Annotated in this window: 15 protein-coding genes; 3 read left to right on the forward strand and 12 right to left on the reverse strand. The window is 68.8% G+C overall.

What is annotated here, in order from left to right; all coding sequences use genetic code 11:
• Positions 1-601 precede the first annotated feature (601 nt).
• Entirely contained in the window at positions 602-1,177 is a 576-nt protein-coding gene (locus ACHZD8_RS00700) for a hypothetical protein (RefSeq protein WP_394768163.1), read from the forward strand.
• Here ACHZD8_RS00700 and ACHZD8_RS00705 read toward each other — a convergent pair.
• The 12 genes from ACHZD8_RS00705 to ACHZD8_RS00760 all read right to left on the reverse strand — a co-directional run bounded on the left by ACHZD8_RS00705 (position 1,174) and on the right by ACHZD8_RS00760 (position 13,474).
• Positions 1,174-2,112 (reverse strand): DUF817 domain-containing protein, encoded by a 939-nt coding sequence (locus ACHZD8_RS00705; protein WP_394768164.1) that lies wholly within the window; start codon positions 2,110-2,112, stop codon positions 1,174-1,176. The two genes, ACHZD8_RS00700 and ACHZD8_RS00705, sit on opposite strands and share 4 nt — an antisense overlap.
• Entirely contained in the window at positions 2,109-2,714 is a 606-nt protein-coding gene (locus ACHZD8_RS00710) for a DNA-3-methyladenine glycosylase (protein WP_394768165.1), read from the reverse strand. Before ACHZD8_RS00710 ends, ACHZD8_RS00705 begins: the two co-directional genes overlap by 4 nt.
• On the reverse strand, positions 2,714-2,860 hold the full coding sequence (locus ACHZD8_RS00715; RefSeq protein WP_394768166.1) for a hypothetical protein: 147 nt from the start codon (positions 2,858-2,860) through the stop codon (positions 2,714-2,716). The genes ACHZD8_RS00710 and ACHZD8_RS00715 overlap by 1 nt, the downstream gene beginning before the upstream one ends.
• The gene (argH, locus tag ACHZD8_RS00720) at positions 2,857-4,299 is read right to left on the reverse strand and encodes an argininosuccinate lyase (protein ID WP_394768167.1); all 1,443 of its coding nucleotides are present in this window, start codon (positions 4,297-4,299) and stop codon (positions 2,857-2,859) included. The genes ACHZD8_RS00715 and argH overlap by 4 nt, the downstream gene beginning before the upstream one ends.
• 10 nt (positions 4,300-4,309) lie before the next feature.
• A complete protein-coding gene (locus tag ACHZD8_RS00725) occupies positions 4,310-5,509 on the reverse strand; it encodes an argininosuccinate synthase (RefSeq protein ID WP_394768168.1) in 1,200 nt (399 codons plus the stop codon).
• Positions 5,510-5,674: 165 nt separating this feature from the next.
• Positions 5,675-6,595, reverse strand: a complete 921-nt coding sequence (gene argF, locus ACHZD8_RS00730) for an ornithine carbamoyltransferase (RefSeq protein WP_394768169.1) — start codon at positions 6,593-6,595, stop codon at positions 5,675-5,677.
• Positions 6,592-7,740, reverse strand: coding sequence for an acetylornithine transaminase (locus tag ACHZD8_RS00735; protein WP_394768177.1), 1,149 nt, complete (start codon positions 7,738-7,740; stop codon positions 6,592-6,594). The genes argF and ACHZD8_RS00735 overlap by 4 nt, the downstream gene beginning before the upstream one ends.
• Before the next feature lie 38 nt (positions 7,741-7,778).
• Complete coding sequence (gene argB / locus ACHZD8_RS00740) at positions 7,779-8,684, reverse strand: acetylglutamate kinase (protein WP_394768170.1); 906 nt, start codon at positions 8,682-8,684, stop codon at positions 7,779-7,781.
• Positions 8,684-9,835, reverse strand: a complete 1,152-nt coding sequence (gene argJ / locus ACHZD8_RS00745) for a bifunctional glutamate N-acetyltransferase/amino-acid acetyltransferase ArgJ (protein ID WP_394768171.1) — start codon at positions 9,833-9,835, stop codon at positions 8,684-8,686. The genes argB and argJ overlap by 1 nt, the downstream gene beginning before the upstream one ends.
• A complete protein-coding gene (gene argC / locus ACHZD8_RS00750) occupies positions 9,832-10,875 on the reverse strand; it encodes an N-acetyl-gamma-glutamyl-phosphate reductase (RefSeq protein ID WP_394768172.1) in 1,044 nt (347 codons plus the stop codon). The genes argJ and argC overlap by 4 nt, the downstream gene beginning before the upstream one ends.
• A 180-nt stretch (positions 10,876-11,055) precedes the next feature.
• Positions 11,056-11,733 carry a response regulator gene (locus tag ACHZD8_RS00755; protein ID WP_394768173.1) on the reverse strand — a complete coding sequence of 226 codons (678 nt, stop codon included), beginning with the start codon at positions 11,731-11,733 and terminating at the stop codon, positions 11,056-11,058.
• 4 nt (positions 11,734-11,737) lie between these two features.
• Positions 11,738-13,474 carry an ATP-binding protein gene (locus ACHZD8_RS00760; protein ID WP_394768174.1) on the reverse strand — a complete coding sequence of 579 codons (1,737 nt, stop codon included), beginning with the start codon at positions 13,472-13,474 and terminating at the stop codon, positions 11,738-11,740.
• A 229-nt stretch (positions 13,475-13,703) separates the two neighbouring features.
• Between ACHZD8_RS00760 and ACHZD8_RS00765 the strand changes: the two genes are divergently transcribed.
• Positions 13,704-14,561: an ABC transporter ATP-binding protein gene (locus ACHZD8_RS00765; RefSeq protein ID WP_394768175.1), complete on the forward strand. Its 858-nt coding sequence runs from the start codon at positions 13,704-13,706 to the stop codon at positions 14,559-14,561.
• The coding region (locus ACHZD8_RS00770; RefSeq protein WP_394768176.1) for an ABC transporter permease at positions 14,561-15,251 on the forward strand (691 nt) is incomplete at its 3' end. The genes ACHZD8_RS00765 and ACHZD8_RS00770, both read left to right, overlap by 1 nt.

Raw genomic sequence — 15,251 nt, forward strand, 5'->3', positions numbered from 1 at the left:
ACGCTCCCGGTTTTCACCATCACGGCTGCTACCCGGGGCCAATCACCACTACCACGCCACCCCCGCTTCCGCGAAAGGCAACCTGTCCAACTTACCACCCTTGCGCAGTTTGTCAAATCGGCCGCGACGCTCAAAAGCGCATGCAAAACCGTTCCGATTGCTCACGGGGGTGGGTTACTCATCCTAAGATCTGAAGACGGCTTCCTGCAAGAGGAACACCGCTATATGACTTGGATTTGGTCCCTCTTGAGGCCGCCTGGCACTTCCGCCTGACGAACCTTTGGGGTGACAAGAGGAAACATTACGGGTGAATCGCCTGCCAGCGAAATTGCGGACAATCCCGGGCGTGTCGCGTCGTTCAGCGGCCAAAGTGCACCTCAAAACCGCCACGTGCCGCCGTGTCGCGCGGGAATCGGCCGTCCATCGAGTAGGGGTTTGCGTCGCCAGGAGTGGCCGTCGCGCGCCTTCGCCCCGCCGACTCGGGCGGGACGCGCGTGCCGGACCGGTCGGCGCCTCTACTCTGCGGTCTAATGGTCGAGGCGGGAACGCGAGCGGGGTCGATCACCACGACCGCCGGCGGGTCGCCGGAAAGGGACACTCGATGATCGTCGTCAGCAGCATCCTCTGGGCGGCAGCGCTCCTCGTGATCTCGGCGTCGCTCGCGGTCGCCGTCACGTCCATCCGGTTCAGGCGCCCCCGCCTCTCTCTCGTGACGATCGCCCCGGTGGCGATCGGCCTCGCCGGTGCCGCCTTCCTCATCTCCGTTCCCGCGCCCAGCCACCCGGTCGCGGTGATCGGCGGGATCGGCCTCGCGCTGCTCGGCGTCGTCGCCGGCAACCCCATCACCGTCGCCGTGCTCGCCTTCGCCGATCGCGGAACCGGGGCGACGGTGACCGACGGGCACCATGGCGGGATCATCCTGAAGGAGAGCCGGGACGGCACCCGCCGCGACGCGGAGGTGTTGCGCGGCGGGACGACAATCGGCTACGTCGAGCGCCTCGTCGTGATTGCCGCCATTGTGCTCGGCCACCTCGAGATCGTCGCCGTGCTCATCGCGGTGAAGGGGCTCGGGCGCTTCTCCGAGTTGGACAGCCCCGAGATCCGCGAACGGTTCATCATCGGCACCCTCGTGAGCCTCGCCTGGGCCGGGGCGTGCGCCCTGCTGATCGTGGTCTAGCCCGTCGGTTCGACCGCCGGACCGGGCGTCGGGACGGGACCGGAACCGCCCGCAACGACTCCCCCGGTCTCCAACGGACGCGGTTTGTACACCCAGGTCACGAGCACCACCGAAATGATCATCAGCAGGAACCACGAGACCAGCTTGGTGATCGACACCGGTTGCCAGCCGTCCACCTGGTTGGGGTAGGCCCACGCGTTGGACCAGGTGGCGACGTTCTCCGCGATCCAGATGAACAGCGCCACGAGCAGGAAGGCCACCACCAGCGGCATCCGGAGCCTCAGCCTGAACACCCGGAAATGCATCACGCTCGCGCCGAACACGAGGATCACCGCCGCGACGAGCACCCAGCGGAAGTCCCAGACGTAGTGGTGGGTGAAGAAGTTGGCGTAGATGAGCACCGCGAGAAGCGCGGTGAGCCAACGCGGGGGGTACCGGTCGAAGCGCAGGTCGAACAGGCGGAAGACGCGCACCATGTACGACCCGACCGCCGCGTACATGAAACCGCTGTAGAGCGGCACGCCGAACAGGTGCAACACCCCCGGGCCCTCGTAGACCCACGAACCGACGCTCGTCTTGAAGAGCTCCATTCCCGTGCCGACGAGGTGGAACAGGATGATCACCCGCAGTTCCCGCAGAGTCTCGAGGCGCAAGGCGACCATGAGCACCTGCACCACGACCGCGGCGATCGTGACGAAGTCGTTTCGGGCGAGCCAGGCCCCCTCGGGGTACCAGAGTCTGGTTGCGAAGAGAATCGCCAGCATCGCCGCGCCAAAGATGCAGGCCCAGGCCTGTTTGAGGCCGAAGACGAGGAACTCGACGAGTGCCTTCCACGGCGTGCTGTTCGGCGCCCGTGCGAGGAGGCGGTGCGCGCGGTCGTCGATGAACCGCTCGACCGCGGTGAACTCCGAGCCGCCGTGGCCCCCGTCGGTCATGGCCGGCGAACCTTCGCGTGGGCCTTGTACGGGGACACCGTGCGGTCGCCCGGAATCCAGAACCGCCACGGATACTCGGCCGACCCGCCGTCCCCCGACACACCCGTGCGCGGCCCGGCGTCGTGATCCGCGCGCACCGTCGGCAGGGTGAGGTCGAAGGGCGACTCGGCGAGATCCGCCCCGCCGTCCGCGAGGGTCACGCCCAGGGCCACGACGAGCCGCGCCGGCCCGCGTGCGAGGTCGGCATCCGACCGGGAGGTCGTGCGCCGCGCCCGGGCGATTTCGAGCCCCTCGACCACCTCGCCGCCGCGGAGGAGCACGGCCGAGGCGGTGCCGTGCGGAGAACACACGATGTTCGCGCAGACGTGCATGCCGTAGGTGAAGTAGGTGTAGAGATGCCCGGGCTCGCCGAACATCACGATGGTGCGCTTGGTGAGGCCGCGGAAGGCGTGCGACCCCGGGTCCACCTCGCCGAGGTAGGCCTCGACCTCGGTGAGACGGATGGTCACCCGTCCCTCGTCCGAGTCCCGCGAGAGGGTGGCGCCGAGCAGGTCGAGGGCGACCTCGGTCGCCGGCCGGGCCAGGACGTCACGGTCGAACATCAGAAGAGGCGGGCGCCGCTCACGAAGAAGAGGATCACCGCAGCGACGGCCATCGCGCCGGCCACCGCGAAGATGCTCCACATCACGATCTTCTGGGTGCGGCTCTGTTCCGGCCGCTGCGGCTTGTTGTCCTTGCTGAGCGTCATTGCAGGTACATCTCCAACTCTCGAATCCGACGGGTAAGGGCGGCGAGCTGCTCGCTCACTCGGACTGTTGCCGTTCCCCCGGCGCCGTCGCGGCTCGCGATCGACCCGGCGACGGTGAGCACCGAGCGCACCGCGGGCGTGAGATGGGGCGAGATCGCGGTCAGCTCGGCATCGGTCGGCTCATCCAACTGTAGCCCGCGTTGCTCACAGAAGCTGACGAGCGCCCCGCTGATCTCGTGGGCGTCGCGGAACGGCACGCGTTGGGTCACGAGCCACTCGGCGACATCCGTCGCGAGCGAGAAGCCCTGGGGGGCGAGTTCCGCCATGCGCGCCGTGTCGAAGCGCAGGGAGGCGACCATCCCGGTGAACGCCGGCAGCAGCACCTCGAGGGTGGTGACCGAGTCGAAGGCCGGTTCCTTGTCTTCCTGCAGGTCGCGGTTGTAGGCGAGGGGAAGCCCCTTGAGCGTGGCGAGCAGGCCCGCGAGGTTGCCGACGAGCCGACCGGACTTGCCGCGGGCGAGTTCCGCGATGTCGGGGTTCTTCTTCTGCGGCATGATCGACGAACCCGTGGAATACGAGTCGTGCAGCGTGACGAAGCCGAACTCCCGGGTGTTCCAGATGATGATGTCCTCGGCGAACCGCGAGAGGTTGATGCCGACGAGCGAGGCCACGAAGGCGAACTCGGCCACGACGTCGCGGCTGGCCGTGGCATCCATCGAATTCTCGGTCGGTCGGTCGAGGCCCAACTCGGTGGCGACGAGCTGCGGGTCGAGGCCGAGCGAACTGCCGGCCAGCGCGCCGGCGCCGTAGGGAGACGACCGGGCGCGAACCGACCAGTCCCTCAACCGTTCGAGGTCGCGAACGAGCGGCCAGGCGTAGGCCAGAAGGTGGTGCGAGAGCAGCACGGGCTGGGCGTGCTGCATGTGGGTGCGGCCCGGCATCGGCGCGCCGAGGTGCGCCTCCGCCTGCGCGGCGATGGCGTCGACGAGGTCGACGACGTGGTGGGTGATCGCCCGGGCATGGTCGAGCAGGTACAGGCGCACGAGGGTGGCGATCTGGTCGTTTCGACTGCGCCCGGCGCGCAGCTTACCGCCGAGTTCCGCGCCGGCGACCTCGATCAGGCCACGCTCGAGGGCCCCGTGCACGTCCTCGTCCGACTCGAGTTCGGCGAAGCTGCCGTCCTCGAACGCCACACGCAGGGTGTCGAGGGATTCGAGCATGCGCACCAGCTCGTCGTCGGTGAGGTAGCCGGCCGCCGCGAGCGCCTTGGCGTGCGCTCGCGACCCGGCGAGGTCGTACGGGCCGAGCTGCCAGTCGAAATGAGTGGACTTGCTCAGGCGGGCGAGCTCCGGCGACGGGCCGCTGGAGAACCGACCGCCCCATAGCGCCCCCTCGGTCGTCTTACCGACCGTCGGTTCTTCGTCGCCAGATTTCGACACAGTCTGGCCCCTACTTGCTCGACGCCTCGCGGCGCGCCGAGATCTTGCTCGGCAGCGACCAGATCTCGATGAAACCCTTGGAGAGCGACTGGTCGAAGGTGTCGCCCGTGTCGTAGGTCGCGAGGTCGAAGTCGTAGAGGCTCTCCGCGCTCTTCTGGCCGGTCACGACCGCACGACCGCCCTGGAGTAGGAGGCGGATCTCGCCGCTCACGTACCGCTGGGTGTCGTCGATGAACACGTCGAGCGAACGCTTGAGGCTCGAGAACCACAGGCCGTCGTAGACGAGGTTCGCCCACTCGGCTTCGACGCCGCGCTTGTAACGGCCGAGGTCGCGCTCGAGCGTGAGCGCCTCGAGGGCCTCGTGCGCGGCGATCAGGGCGATGGCGGCAGGGGCCTCATAGACCTCCCGGCTCTTGATGCCGACGAGGCGATCCTCGACAACATCGATGCGACCCACGCCGTGCTTGCCAGCGACGGCATTGAGCTCCTCGACGATCGCTAGCGGGCTGTAGGCGACTCCGTCGAGGGCGACCGGGATGCCCCGCTCGAAGGTGATCACGATCTCGTCGGCCTCGCGGTTGACGTTGGGGTCCTGGGTGTACTCGTAGAGGTCCTCGATCGGGGCGTTCCACGGGTCCTCGAGGAACCCGGTCTCCACCGCCCGGCCCCAGACGTTCTTGTCGATCGAATACGGATTGGCCGCGCTCTGGCGGATCGGCAGGTTGTGCTCGTTGGCGTAGACGATCGCCTTGTCGCGGGTGAGCGCGAGGTCGCGCACCGGGGCGATGCTCGTGAGTTCCGGGGCGAGAGCGGCGACGGCGGCCTCGAATCGGACCTGGTCGTTGCCCTTGCCGGTGCAGCCGTGCGCGACGCTGTCGGCGCCGAGTTCCCGCGCGACGCGGGCGAGGTGCTTCGAGATGAGTGGACGGCTGAGCGCGGACACGAGCGGATAGCGCTTCTGGTAGAGCGCGTTGGCCTTGAGCGAGGGCATGAGGTAGTCGCTCGCGAACTCGTCGCGCGCGTCGACGACGATCGCCTCGACGGCGCCGCAGTCGAGCGCACGCTGGCGGATGTCATCCATGTCCTCGCCGCCCTGGCCGACGTCGACGGCGAGGGCCACGACCTCCTTGCCGGTCGCGTCCTTGAGCCAGCCGATGCCGACCGAGGTGTCGAGACCACCGGAGTATGCGAGGACGACGCGTTCTGCCATGTAACTGCTCCTTGTGTTATTCGTTGACAAGCTTAGGGTGCCGATTTGGCGTCGATCCCTTCCGAAATCCATGCATTCCTCGGTCGGATCGGCGTGTCTGCTGCAGAGAACCGGCGTGTCGCGAGGAATGCATGGATTTCGGAAGGGGATGAAGGGACTGGGCGGCTACTGCTGGAGGAGCCAGACCATGAGCGCCTTCTGGGCGTGCAGGCGGTTTTCGGCCTCGTCCCAGACGACGCTCTGGGGGCCGTCGATCACCTCGGCGGTGACCTCGTAGCCGCGGTCGGCCGGGAGGCAGTGCAGGAAGAGCGCGTCCGGCCTGGCCAGTGCCATCAGTTCCGCGTCCACGCGATAGGAACCGAGGGTGGTCAGGCGTTCGGCCTTCTCCTCCTCCTTGCCCATCGAGACCCAGGTGTCGGTCACCACGACATCCGCACCGGCGACGGCCTCGATCGGGTCGGTGAAGAGGGTGACTGAGCCGCCGCTCTTCGCCGCCGCCACGTCGGCGGCGTCGACCACCGAGTCCGTGGGCGCGTAGTCGACGGGCGAGGCGACGCGAACGTGCATGCCGGCCGTCGCGCCGGCCAGCAGGTAGGACTGCGCCATGTTGCTCGCGCCGTCGCCGAGGAAGGTGACGGTGAGACCGGCGAGGGTGCCGCGGTGCTCCCGGATGGTGAGCAGGTCGGCCAGCAGCTGGCAGGGGTGGAAGTCGTCGGAGAGGCCGTTGATCACGGGAACCGTCGTGCCCAGGGCCATCTCCTCGAGCCCGGACTGCGCGAAGGTGCGCCAGACGATCGCGGCGACCTGGCGTTCGAGCACGCGAGCCGTGTCGGTGGCCGTCTCCTTGCCGCCGAGCTGGCTGTTCGCCGTGGAGATGATCAGCGGGATGCCGCCGAGCTCGGCGATGCCGACCGCGAACGATACCCGGGTTCGGGTAGACGACTTGTCGAAGATCACGGCGACGGTCTGCGGGCCGGCGAGCGGCCGGGTGCCGAAACGGTCCCCCTTGAGCTCGACCGCGAGATCGAGGATGGCGGTCTGCTCGGCCTGGCTGAGGTCGTCGTCGCGCAGGAAATGTCGGGTCATGCGACTGCCTCCAGGGCCTTGGCGAAGAGTTCGCGGAACTCCTCGAGTTCCGCGTCGCCCACGATGAGCGGCGGGGCGAGCCGGATGCTCGACTCATTGGGTGCGTTGATGATGAGTCCGGCGGAGAAGGCCGCGGCCGACAGCTCCGCCGCGGCGGGCCTCGACAGCCCGAGGCCCACGAGGGCGCCCTGCCCGCGGATCTCGGCGATCAGCGGCGACCCGAGGTCGGCGATGATCTGCCGGAGCCTCGCGCCGAGGTGCGCGGCGTTCTCGATAAGTCCGGCCCGCTCGATCTCGCCGAGGACGGCATTTCCCGCGGCCGTCGCGAGCGGGTTGCCGCCGAAGGTGCTGCCGTGCTGCCCGGGCTTGAAGAGGTCGGAGGCCCAGCCGAAGGTGACGAGAGCGCCGATCGGCACACCGCCGGCGATGCCCTTGGCCAGGGCGAGGGCATCGGGCACTATGCCGTGCTGCTGGAACGCGAACCAGGTTCCCGTGCGACCGACACCGGTCTGGATCTCGTCGAGGATGAGCAGCGCTCCGTGCTGCTCGGTGAGCGCGCGGGCGCGCTGGAGGTAGCCGTCCGGGAGGTCGATGACACCGGCCTCTCCCTTGATCGGCTCGACGAACAGCGCGGCGACCGTGTCATCCATCGCCTCCTCGAGCGCCTCGATCGTCGTGGCGATGTGCTCGATCCCGGGCAACAGCGGTTCGAAGGGCTCGCGCATCGCCGCCTTGCCGGTGAGCGAGAGCGAGCCCATGGTGCGACCGTGGAACGAATTCACGAGGGACAGGATGCGCGTGCGCGATCCGTCGCCGCGGTTGAGCCTGGCGAGCTTGATCGCGGCCTCGATCGCCTCGGCGCCCGAATTGCAAAAGTAGACGCGGCCCGAGTCGCCCGCTCCCGTGATGCGCATGAGTCGCTCGGCGAGTTCGAGCTGCGGCGGGGTGGCGAAGTAGTTGGAGACGTGGGCGAGGGTCGCGACCTGCGTGCTGACGGCCTCGACGAGCACCGGATGGGCGTGGCCGAGGGCGTTGACCGCGATTCCGGCGAGGAAGTCGAGGTAGCGCGTGCCGTCCGAGTCCCAGACATGGGCGCCCTCCCCGCGCACGAGCATCGCCATCGGGGACGCGAGGGAGCCCATCATGGCGTCGCCGAAGCGTTCGCGCCAGTCGTCGTTGTCGGTCACAGTGCTGCCTCCTCGGCGGTCGGGATGACTTCGGTTCCGATTCCCTCGGCGGTGAACGCCTCCAGCAGGATCGCGTGCAGCACTCGGCCGTCGATGATGGCCGCCTTCGGCACCCCGCCCCGCACCGCGTCGAGGCAGGCGGTCATCTTGGGGATCATCCCCGTTTCCAGAGACGGGAGAAGCGCAGCCAGCTCGGTCGCATCGATCGAGGAGACGAGCGAGTCGCGGTTCGGCCAGTCGCGGTAGAGCCCGGCGACGTCGGTGAGGATGATGAGCTTCGCCGCACCGAGGGCGACGGCCAGTGCCGACGCCGCCGAGTCGGCGTTCACGTTGAGGGACTGCCCGTGGTGGGCGGAGTCCGGCGCGATCGACGAGACGACGGGGATCTTGCCGGCGGCCAGGATGGCGGTGACGGTTGCGGGATTGACCGCCGTCACGTCGCCGACGAGGCCGAGGTCCACCTCTTCGCCGTCGACTACCGTGCCCCGGCGGGTGCCGGAGAAGAGCCCGTCGGTCTCGCCGGACAGGGCCTGCGCGAGGGGACCGTGCTCGTTGATGAGGGCGGAGAGCTGGGGGCCGACCTCCACGGTGAGCACCTCGCGCACGACCTGGAGCGCCTCCTGGCTCGTGACGCGAAGCCCGCCGCGGAACTCGCTGGGGATACCCCGACGCTCGAGCTCCGCCGAGATCTGGGGACCTCCGCCGTGCACCACGACGGGGAACACTCCCACCTGACGCAGGTAGACCATGTCCTCGGCGAAGGCGCGCTTGAGTTCCTCGTTGACCATGGCGTTGCCACCGAACTTCACCACGATGGTCTTGCCCTGGAACTCCCGAAGCCACGGCAGGGACTCGATCAGGGCCTGCGCCTTCGTCGACGCCTCCGAACTGTGCGCGCCCATCAGCTGGAGTACGCGCTGTTCTCGTGCACGTAGTCGTGCGTGAGGTCGTTGGTGCGGATCGTGGCCGTGGACTCTCCGGAGTTCAGGTCGATCACGAGGTGGACCGCCCGCCCGCTGAGGTCGACGAGGTCGCGTGACTGGTCCGGTTCGCCGGCGTGGGCCACCCGGATGCCGTTGATTGTGACGTCGATGTCGTACGGGTCGAAGGCCGCGGCCGTCGTTCCCACCGCGGCGAGCACCCGACCCCAGTTGGGATCGTTGCCGAACACGGCTGCCTTGAACAGGTTGTTTCGCGCCACCGCTCGACCGACCTCGACCGCGTCGTCCTCGGTGGCCGCGGCCACGACCTCGATCGTGATGTCGTGAGCCGCGCCCTCCGCGTCCTGTTGGAGCTGGGCCGCGAGGTCCGCGCACAGCTCGGTGAGGGCCACCCCGAACTCGTCGGCGCTCGGCGAGATGCCGGATGCCGCCGAGGCGAGCAGGGCGACCGTGTCGTTGGTGGACATGCACCCGTCAGAGTCGAGGCGGTCGAAGGTGACCCGGGTCGCCTCGCGGAGGGCGGTGTCGAGCACGGCCGACGGGAGGTCGGCATCGGTGGTGACCACCACGAGCATCGTCGCCAGACCCGGCGCGAGCATGCCTGCGCCCTTCGCCATGCCGCCGATCGACCAGCCGTCGCGGGTGACCACTGATTGCTTGGGGTGGGTATCGGTGGTCATGATCGCCAGGGCGGCATCCAGCCCGCCGTCGTCGCTCAGGTCGCCGTGAGCGGCGGTGAGGCCGGCCGACACCTTGTCGAGATCGAGCTGCTCGCCGATGAGGCCCGTCGAGCAGATCAGGATGTCGGACGCGGAGACGCCGAGGAGGCTCGCGGCGAGCTCGGCGGTCGAGTGCGTCACCTGAAAGCCGCGGGCACCCGTGTAGCAATTGGCGCCGCCCGAGTTGAGCACGATCGCAATGAGGATGCCGTCGGCGATCGCCTGCTGCGACCAGATCACGGGGTTCGCCTTCGCCCGGTTGCTGGTGAACACGGCGGCGGCCGCCTGGCTCGGGCCGGTGTTCACGACGAGCGCGATGTCGCGACCGCCGCTCGCCTTCAGTCCCGATTCGACTCCGGAGGCGGTGAAACCGCGGGGGTGGGTGACGCTCATGGTGCGACTCCGTCCACTGGAAGGCCCGCGGTCTCGAGCAGGCCGAGGGCGATGTTGGCGGACTGGATGGCGGCGCCCGCCGTGCCCTTGACGAGATTGTCCACGGCCGTCGCCGTGACGACGCGGCCGGCCGCCTCGTCGATGGCGAGGCCGATGAGGGCGGTGTTGGCGCCGAGCACATCCGCGGTGCGCGGGAAGGACCCGGCGGGCAGGAGGTGCACGAACGGTTCGTCCGCGTACGCGCTCTCCCAGGCATCCCGGATCGCGGTCGCCGAGGTGCCTGGCACGATCCGCGCGGTGGAGGTGGCGAGGATGCCGCGGGACATCGGAACGATGACCGGCGTGAACGAGATGGTGGGCGACTGCGCCCCCGCACCGCGCAGACCCTGCAGGATCTCGGGGATGTGGCGGTGCGTCCCGCCGACCGCATACGGGTTGGCGGAGCCGAGGATCTCGCCCGCGAGGTTCTCGAGTTTGAGACTCTTGCCGGCCCCGGAAGGGCCGACCGCGAGCACGGCCACCAGGTCGCGCTCCTCGATCACCCCGGCCGCGATGCCCGGCGCGAGCGCCAGGGCGACGGTACTGGCGTTGCAGCCGGGAGCGGCGATGCGGCGCGAGCCGACGAGCGCCTCACGCTGCTTCGCCCCGCCGACGATGAGTTCGGGCACGCCGTAGTCCCAGGCCTCGAAGTACTGGCCGGGATAGAAGGCCGCCCAGTCCGCCGCGCTGCGCAGCCGATGGTCGGCGCCGCAGTCGACCACGAGGGTGTCGGCCGGCAGGTGCTCGGTGAGCTCCCCCGACTTGCCATGCGGCAGCGCGAGGAACACCACGTCGTGACCGGCGAGCGACTGCGCGGTGGTCTCCGCGAGGGTCAGGTGACCGAGGGAACGCAGATGGGGCTGCACGGAGGCCAGCGAGTGGCCGGCGTTGGAGAATGCGGTGACCGTGGTCACCGTGAAATCGGGGTGCCCTGCGAGGAGTCGCAGGAGTTCACCACCCGCATAGCCACTGGCACCAGCCACGGCAACGGAGAGAGACATGCCTCTACCTTTGTGATCGATCGGACGGGGATCGGGGCGGCGGCGCTGCTGGGTACGCTGACGAATCAGCGCTGCGGCGTCGCCGACGATCGGCGCGCGCGGATCACCGGCAGGCGAACCTCACCCTGACGCGTCCCGTGCATGTCCATGAAAAAGACCATACCGCCTCCGCGCCGCAGTTCACGAATCGGCGGCTCCGGCGCCCCGCACGCTGTAGCGATGCTCCGGCCTCCCCGTGCTGCCGTAGCGGAGCTGCACGGTCGCCGCGCCCTCGTAGACGAGGCTCGACAGGTAGCGCTGTGCCGTGGCGCGGGAGATCCCCACCTCGCTCGCCACCTCGGATGCGGCGGTCGGAACGCTTGTGCGCCGCAGGATCTCGAGCACCGCGGCCTCGGTGGCCGCCCGGGGCTTGCCAGCGCCGGATTCCCCGGGGTGCAGGATGCGGAGGGCTCGTTCGACGGCCTCCTGGTCGAGGGTGCGGCCGGCCGCGAGCACGCTGCGGTAGCGGGCGTAGGCCCGGAGCCTCTGCTCGAGGAACTCCGCCCGGAACGGCTTGATGAGATAGCTGAGGGCACCGCGACGGAGCGCCTTCTGAACGGACGCGACATCGGATGCCGCACTGATCACGAACACGTCCACGTCGAGGCCGCGGAGCACGTCGAGCCCATTGACGTCCGGCAGGTAGATGTCGAGAAGCACGAGCTCCGGCTGCATCGCCCGCACGACGCGGATCGCCTCCTCTCCCCCGCTCACCGGAGGAAGGGCGGTGAAGCCCGGGATCGCATTGACGTACGCCACGTGCAGCTTGGCCACATGGAAGTCGTCGTCGACGATGAGCACACGGATGTCGTCGGCCATGTCGTCAGACCACCGCCCGTGGCGAGGCCGGTCGCACGGACTCCTCCGCCGAGAGCACCCCGGGGAGCCTCGCACAGAAGACCGCGCCCGGCCCCCCGACGGCTCCCGCGGACGCCAGCCAGACGTCGCCGCCGCGGCGCCGGGCGATCTGGCGGGAGAGCGCGAGGCCGAGGCCGTGTCCGTGGCTCTCGTCGCCCATGCCGGTGGCGGTCGTGTAGCCCTCCACGAAGGGCAGTTCCCGGTCTCCCCCGATTCCGTCGCCCGAGTCGGCGACGACGAGGTGGAGGGTGTCTCCCTCGCTCAGCAGCTCGATTTCGACCCAGCGGCTCTCGTCCCTGCCATGCACGGCGGCGACCACCGCGTTGTCGATGAGGTTGCCGAGGACTGTCGTGACGTCCTGCGGATCGACCACCGCACCGGCGATGAGCGTCTCCGCGCCGATCCTCAGCAGCACGCCCCGTTCGGCGGCCTGGGATCCCTTCGCGCCGACGAAGGCTTGCAGATACGAGTCCTGCAGCCGATCGCCGTGCTCGACCGGATGCTTCAGCGGCCCCGTCTCGAGAGTCTGGCGCAAGTAGTGCGCCGCCTCCGCCGTCTCGCCGATCTCGAGCAGCCCGGAGATCGTGTGCAGGCGATTGGCGAATTCGTGGCGCTGGGCGCGCAGGGCAGTGGACAGCGCCTCGACCGCGAACAACTGGCGGCTCAGCGCCTCGACGTCGGTCCTGTCGCGCACCATGATCACCCAGCCGAGATCGCTCGCGCCCCGCGTGACCTTGCGCGCCGTCACCACGAGCACGGATTGGCCGACCACGACCTGCACCGAGGCGTCGTCGCCGAGCTGCGGACGGTCGAGCAGGTCGATGATCGGGGCGGGGATGCTGAGGAATCGGATCTGGTCGCCGATCACGTCCGGCAGGCCGAGCAGTCTCCTGGCCTTCGCATTGCACACGGTGATCACGCCGTCCGGGGTCGTTCCGATCACCCCCTCCCCCACGCCGTAGAGCACGACCTCCTGGTCCTGCACGAGCGCGGAGATCTCCTCCGGCTCCAGTCCGAGGGTCAGAGTGCGCAGTCGCCGCACGAGGGCGGCCGAGGCCGCCGCGGCGAGGATGAGCACCCCGATCCCCACGCCGATGAGCGGGAGGATGAGCGCGGCGAGATTCTGCATCACGCTCGTCATGGAAAATCCGACGCTCACCTCGCCGACCACGCGGCGGTGGTCCGGCGACCAGATCGGCACCTTGGCCCGCGCCGACGGCCCCAGCGTGCCGTTCTCGATCGCGGTGACCACCTTGCCCTTCAGGTCCGCGCTCGGGCTCGTGCTGACCATCTTGCCCAGCAGGCTCGGAGTGGGGTGGGAGAGACGGATGCCGTCGTCATCAGTGATCACCACGAAGAGCGCGGCGGTGCGCCTACGCACCTCCTCGGCAGCCCTCTGAATCGGCCCCCCGCGCAGCTCGGCGTTTCCGGGAACGGCCGTCGCTGCGGAAACCGCCGTGACGAGTTTGCGCACGTCATCACGGGCCGCGACGCTGTTCGCCACGGCGAGCGCTCTCGCCTCGACCTGGCTCCCGGTCTCGCCGTAGCTCAGGTAGGCGAACATCCCGGTGCAGACGAGCACAACGAGGGCGACGACGCCGAGCTGGAAGACCAGGGTCTGCGTGGAGAAGCTGAGCCGCCTGCGCCCGCGGGCTCGACGGAGTCCTCCGGCCACAGTCCGCGATCGCGTCTTCGTCGTCACGGATTCACGCTACAGCGACCGCGAGGCGGTGACCTCCGAATCGGGGTCGTGAGATTAATGCGCACAAGGTGAGCAATGCGGTCATCCGCGACCAAGTCGCGGAAACCGGACACGGGGTTGCCGCCGCCCATATCGTTGCCCCACCCAGATGCGTCCGAACCGGGCGCCTCGTCAACGATGACAGCACGGAGGTCTCCCTGCGGTTCGTCGTCGAATCGAAAGGAGCCTCATGAGCACTGCGCCGCACCTGTTCTCAACCCCACTGTCGACGCTGCGACCGGCCATCGACCTGAAGAACGTGACCAAGCGGTTCACCACCCCGGACGGATCGACCTACACCGCGATCCGGGACATGACCCTCCAGGTGGCCCCGGGCGAATTCTGCGCGATCGTCGGCCCGACCGGATGCGGCAAGTCGACGTCGCTCACCCTGATCTCCGGGTTGGAGCGGCCGAGCGCCGGTTCGGTGAGCGTGCACGGCGAGCCGGTAAAGGGAATCACCCCCGGCGTGGGCTTCATGTTCCAGACGGATGCCGTGCTCCCCTGGAAGTCCGTTCTCGACAACGTCGCGATGGGTCCGAAGTTCCGGGGCACCGACAAGGCGAACGCGATCGCCTCGGCGAAGGACTGGATCCGTCGAGTGGGCCTGGCCGGCTTCGAAGACCGGTTCCCCCATCAGCTCTCCGGCGGCATGCGCAAGCGCGTCGCCCTCGCCCAGAGCCTCATCAACGAGCCGGAGATCCTGCTCATGGACGAACCGTTCAGCGCCCTCGACGTGCAGACCCGGGCGATCATGTCCAACGAGCTTCTCGGCCTGTGGGATGTCACCAAGCCGGCCGTGGTGTTCGTCACCCATGACCTCGAGGAGGCCATCGCCCTCGCCGACAAGGTGGTGGTGATGACCGCCGGTCCGGGCGGAACCGTGAAGGAGACGTTCGCCATCGACCTGCCCCGCCCCCGGGTGGTGCAGGAGATCCGCTTCGACAAGCGCTTCGTCGACCTCTACCAGCAGATCTGGGAGTCGCTGCGCTCCGAGGTCGACACGGCGTATTCGCAGTCCACCCAGACCACCGGAAAGGCATCCTGATGAGCGCATCGAGCGTCGAGACCACGCTGACCCAGGGACTCGAGGTGACCATCGCGGCGACCGCCCGCACCCGCACCCGCAAACGCCGCCTCCGCGTGCTCGCGAGCCAGCTCGGCCTGCTCGTGCTGCTGCTCGGCGGCTGGCAGCTCGCGGTGGGCTCAGACCAGCTCAAGGTCGTGCTCTACGGCGAACCGAGCGGAATCCTCGCCCAGCTCATCACCTGGTTCCGGGAGGGCACCGCCATCGGCCCGCTCTGGCAGCAGATCGCGGTCACACTCGAGGAGGCACTCATCGGCTTCGTGATCGGCACCGCGCTGGGAATCGTCTCGGGCATCGCGCTGGGGCGCATCCGCTTCCTCGCCGAGGTGTTCAGCCCATACATCAAGGTGCTGAACTCGATCCCGCGGATCGTGCTCGGATCGGTGTTCGTGCTCGCGCTCGGGCTCGGCATCGAGTCGAAGATCCTGCTGGTGGTCGTTCTCGTCTTCTTCGGGGTCTTCTTCAACGCCTTCCAGGGGGTGCGCGAGGTCGACCGCAACTTCATCGCGAACGCGACCATCCTCGGCGCCTCGAAGTGGCAGGTGACCCGCCACGTCGTGCTCCCGTCCGCCTTCACCTGGATCGTTGCCAGCCTCCACGTGAGCTTCGGTTTCGCCCTCATCGGAGCGATCGTCGGCGAATTCCTCGGCG

Origin of the sequence: Lacisediminihabitans sp., assembly GCF_043726815.1 — a bacterium.
GTDB lineage: Bacteria > Actinomycetota > Actinomycetes > Actinomycetales > Microbacteriaceae > Lacisediminihabitans.

What these genes read in the sequence shown, in the direction of transcription:
- ACHZD8_RS00700 (WP_394768163.1), top strand. Translation starts at nt 602, where the DNA reads ATGATCGTCGTCAGCAGCATCCTCTGGGCGGCAGCGCTCCTCGTGATC.
- ACHZD8_RS00705 (WP_394768164.1), bottom strand. Translation starts at nt 2,112, where the DNA reads ATGACCGACGGGGGCCACGGCGGCTCGGAGTTCACCGCGGTCGAGCGG.
- ACHZD8_RS00710 (WP_394768165.1), bottom strand. Translation starts at nt 2,714, where the DNA reads ATGTTCGACCGTGACGTCCTGGCCCGGCCGGCGACCGAGGTCGCCCTC.
- argB (WP_394768170.1), bottom strand. Translation starts at nt 8,684, where the DNA reads ATGGGCGCGCACAGTTCGGAGGCGTCGACGAAGGCGCAGGCCCTGATC.
- ACHZD8_RS00735 (WP_394768177.1), bottom strand. Translation starts at nt 7,740, where the DNA reads ATGATGGGCTCCCTCGCGTCCCCGATGGCGATGCTCGTGCGCGGGGAG.
- ACHZD8_RS00725 (WP_394768168.1), bottom strand. Translation starts at nt 5,509, where the DNA reads ATGGCAGAACGCGTCGTCCTCGCATACTCCGGTGGTCTCGACACCTCG.
- ACHZD8_RS00715 (WP_394768166.1), bottom strand. Translation starts at nt 2,860, where the DNA reads ATGACGCTCAGCAAGGACAACAAGCCGCAGCGGCCGGAACAGAGCCGC.
- ACHZD8_RS00765 (WP_394768175.1), top strand. Translation starts at nt 13,704, where the DNA reads ATGAGCACTGCGCCGCACCTGTTCTCAACCCCACTGTCGACGCTGCGA.
- argJ (WP_394768171.1), bottom strand. Translation starts at nt 9,835, where the DNA reads ATGAGCGTCACCCACCCCCGCGGTTTCACCGCCTCCGGAGTCGAATCG.
- argC (WP_394768172.1), bottom strand. Translation starts at nt 10,875, where the DNA reads ATGTCTCTCTCCGTTGCCGTGGCTGGTGCCAGTGGCTATGCGGGTGGT.
- ACHZD8_RS00755 (WP_394768173.1), bottom strand. Translation starts at nt 11,733, where the DNA reads ATGGCCGACGACATCCGTGTGCTCATCGTCGACGACGACTTCCATGTG.
- argF (WP_394768169.1), bottom strand. Translation starts at nt 6,595, where the DNA reads ATGACCCGACATTTCCTGCGCGACGACGACCTCAGCCAGGCCGAGCAG.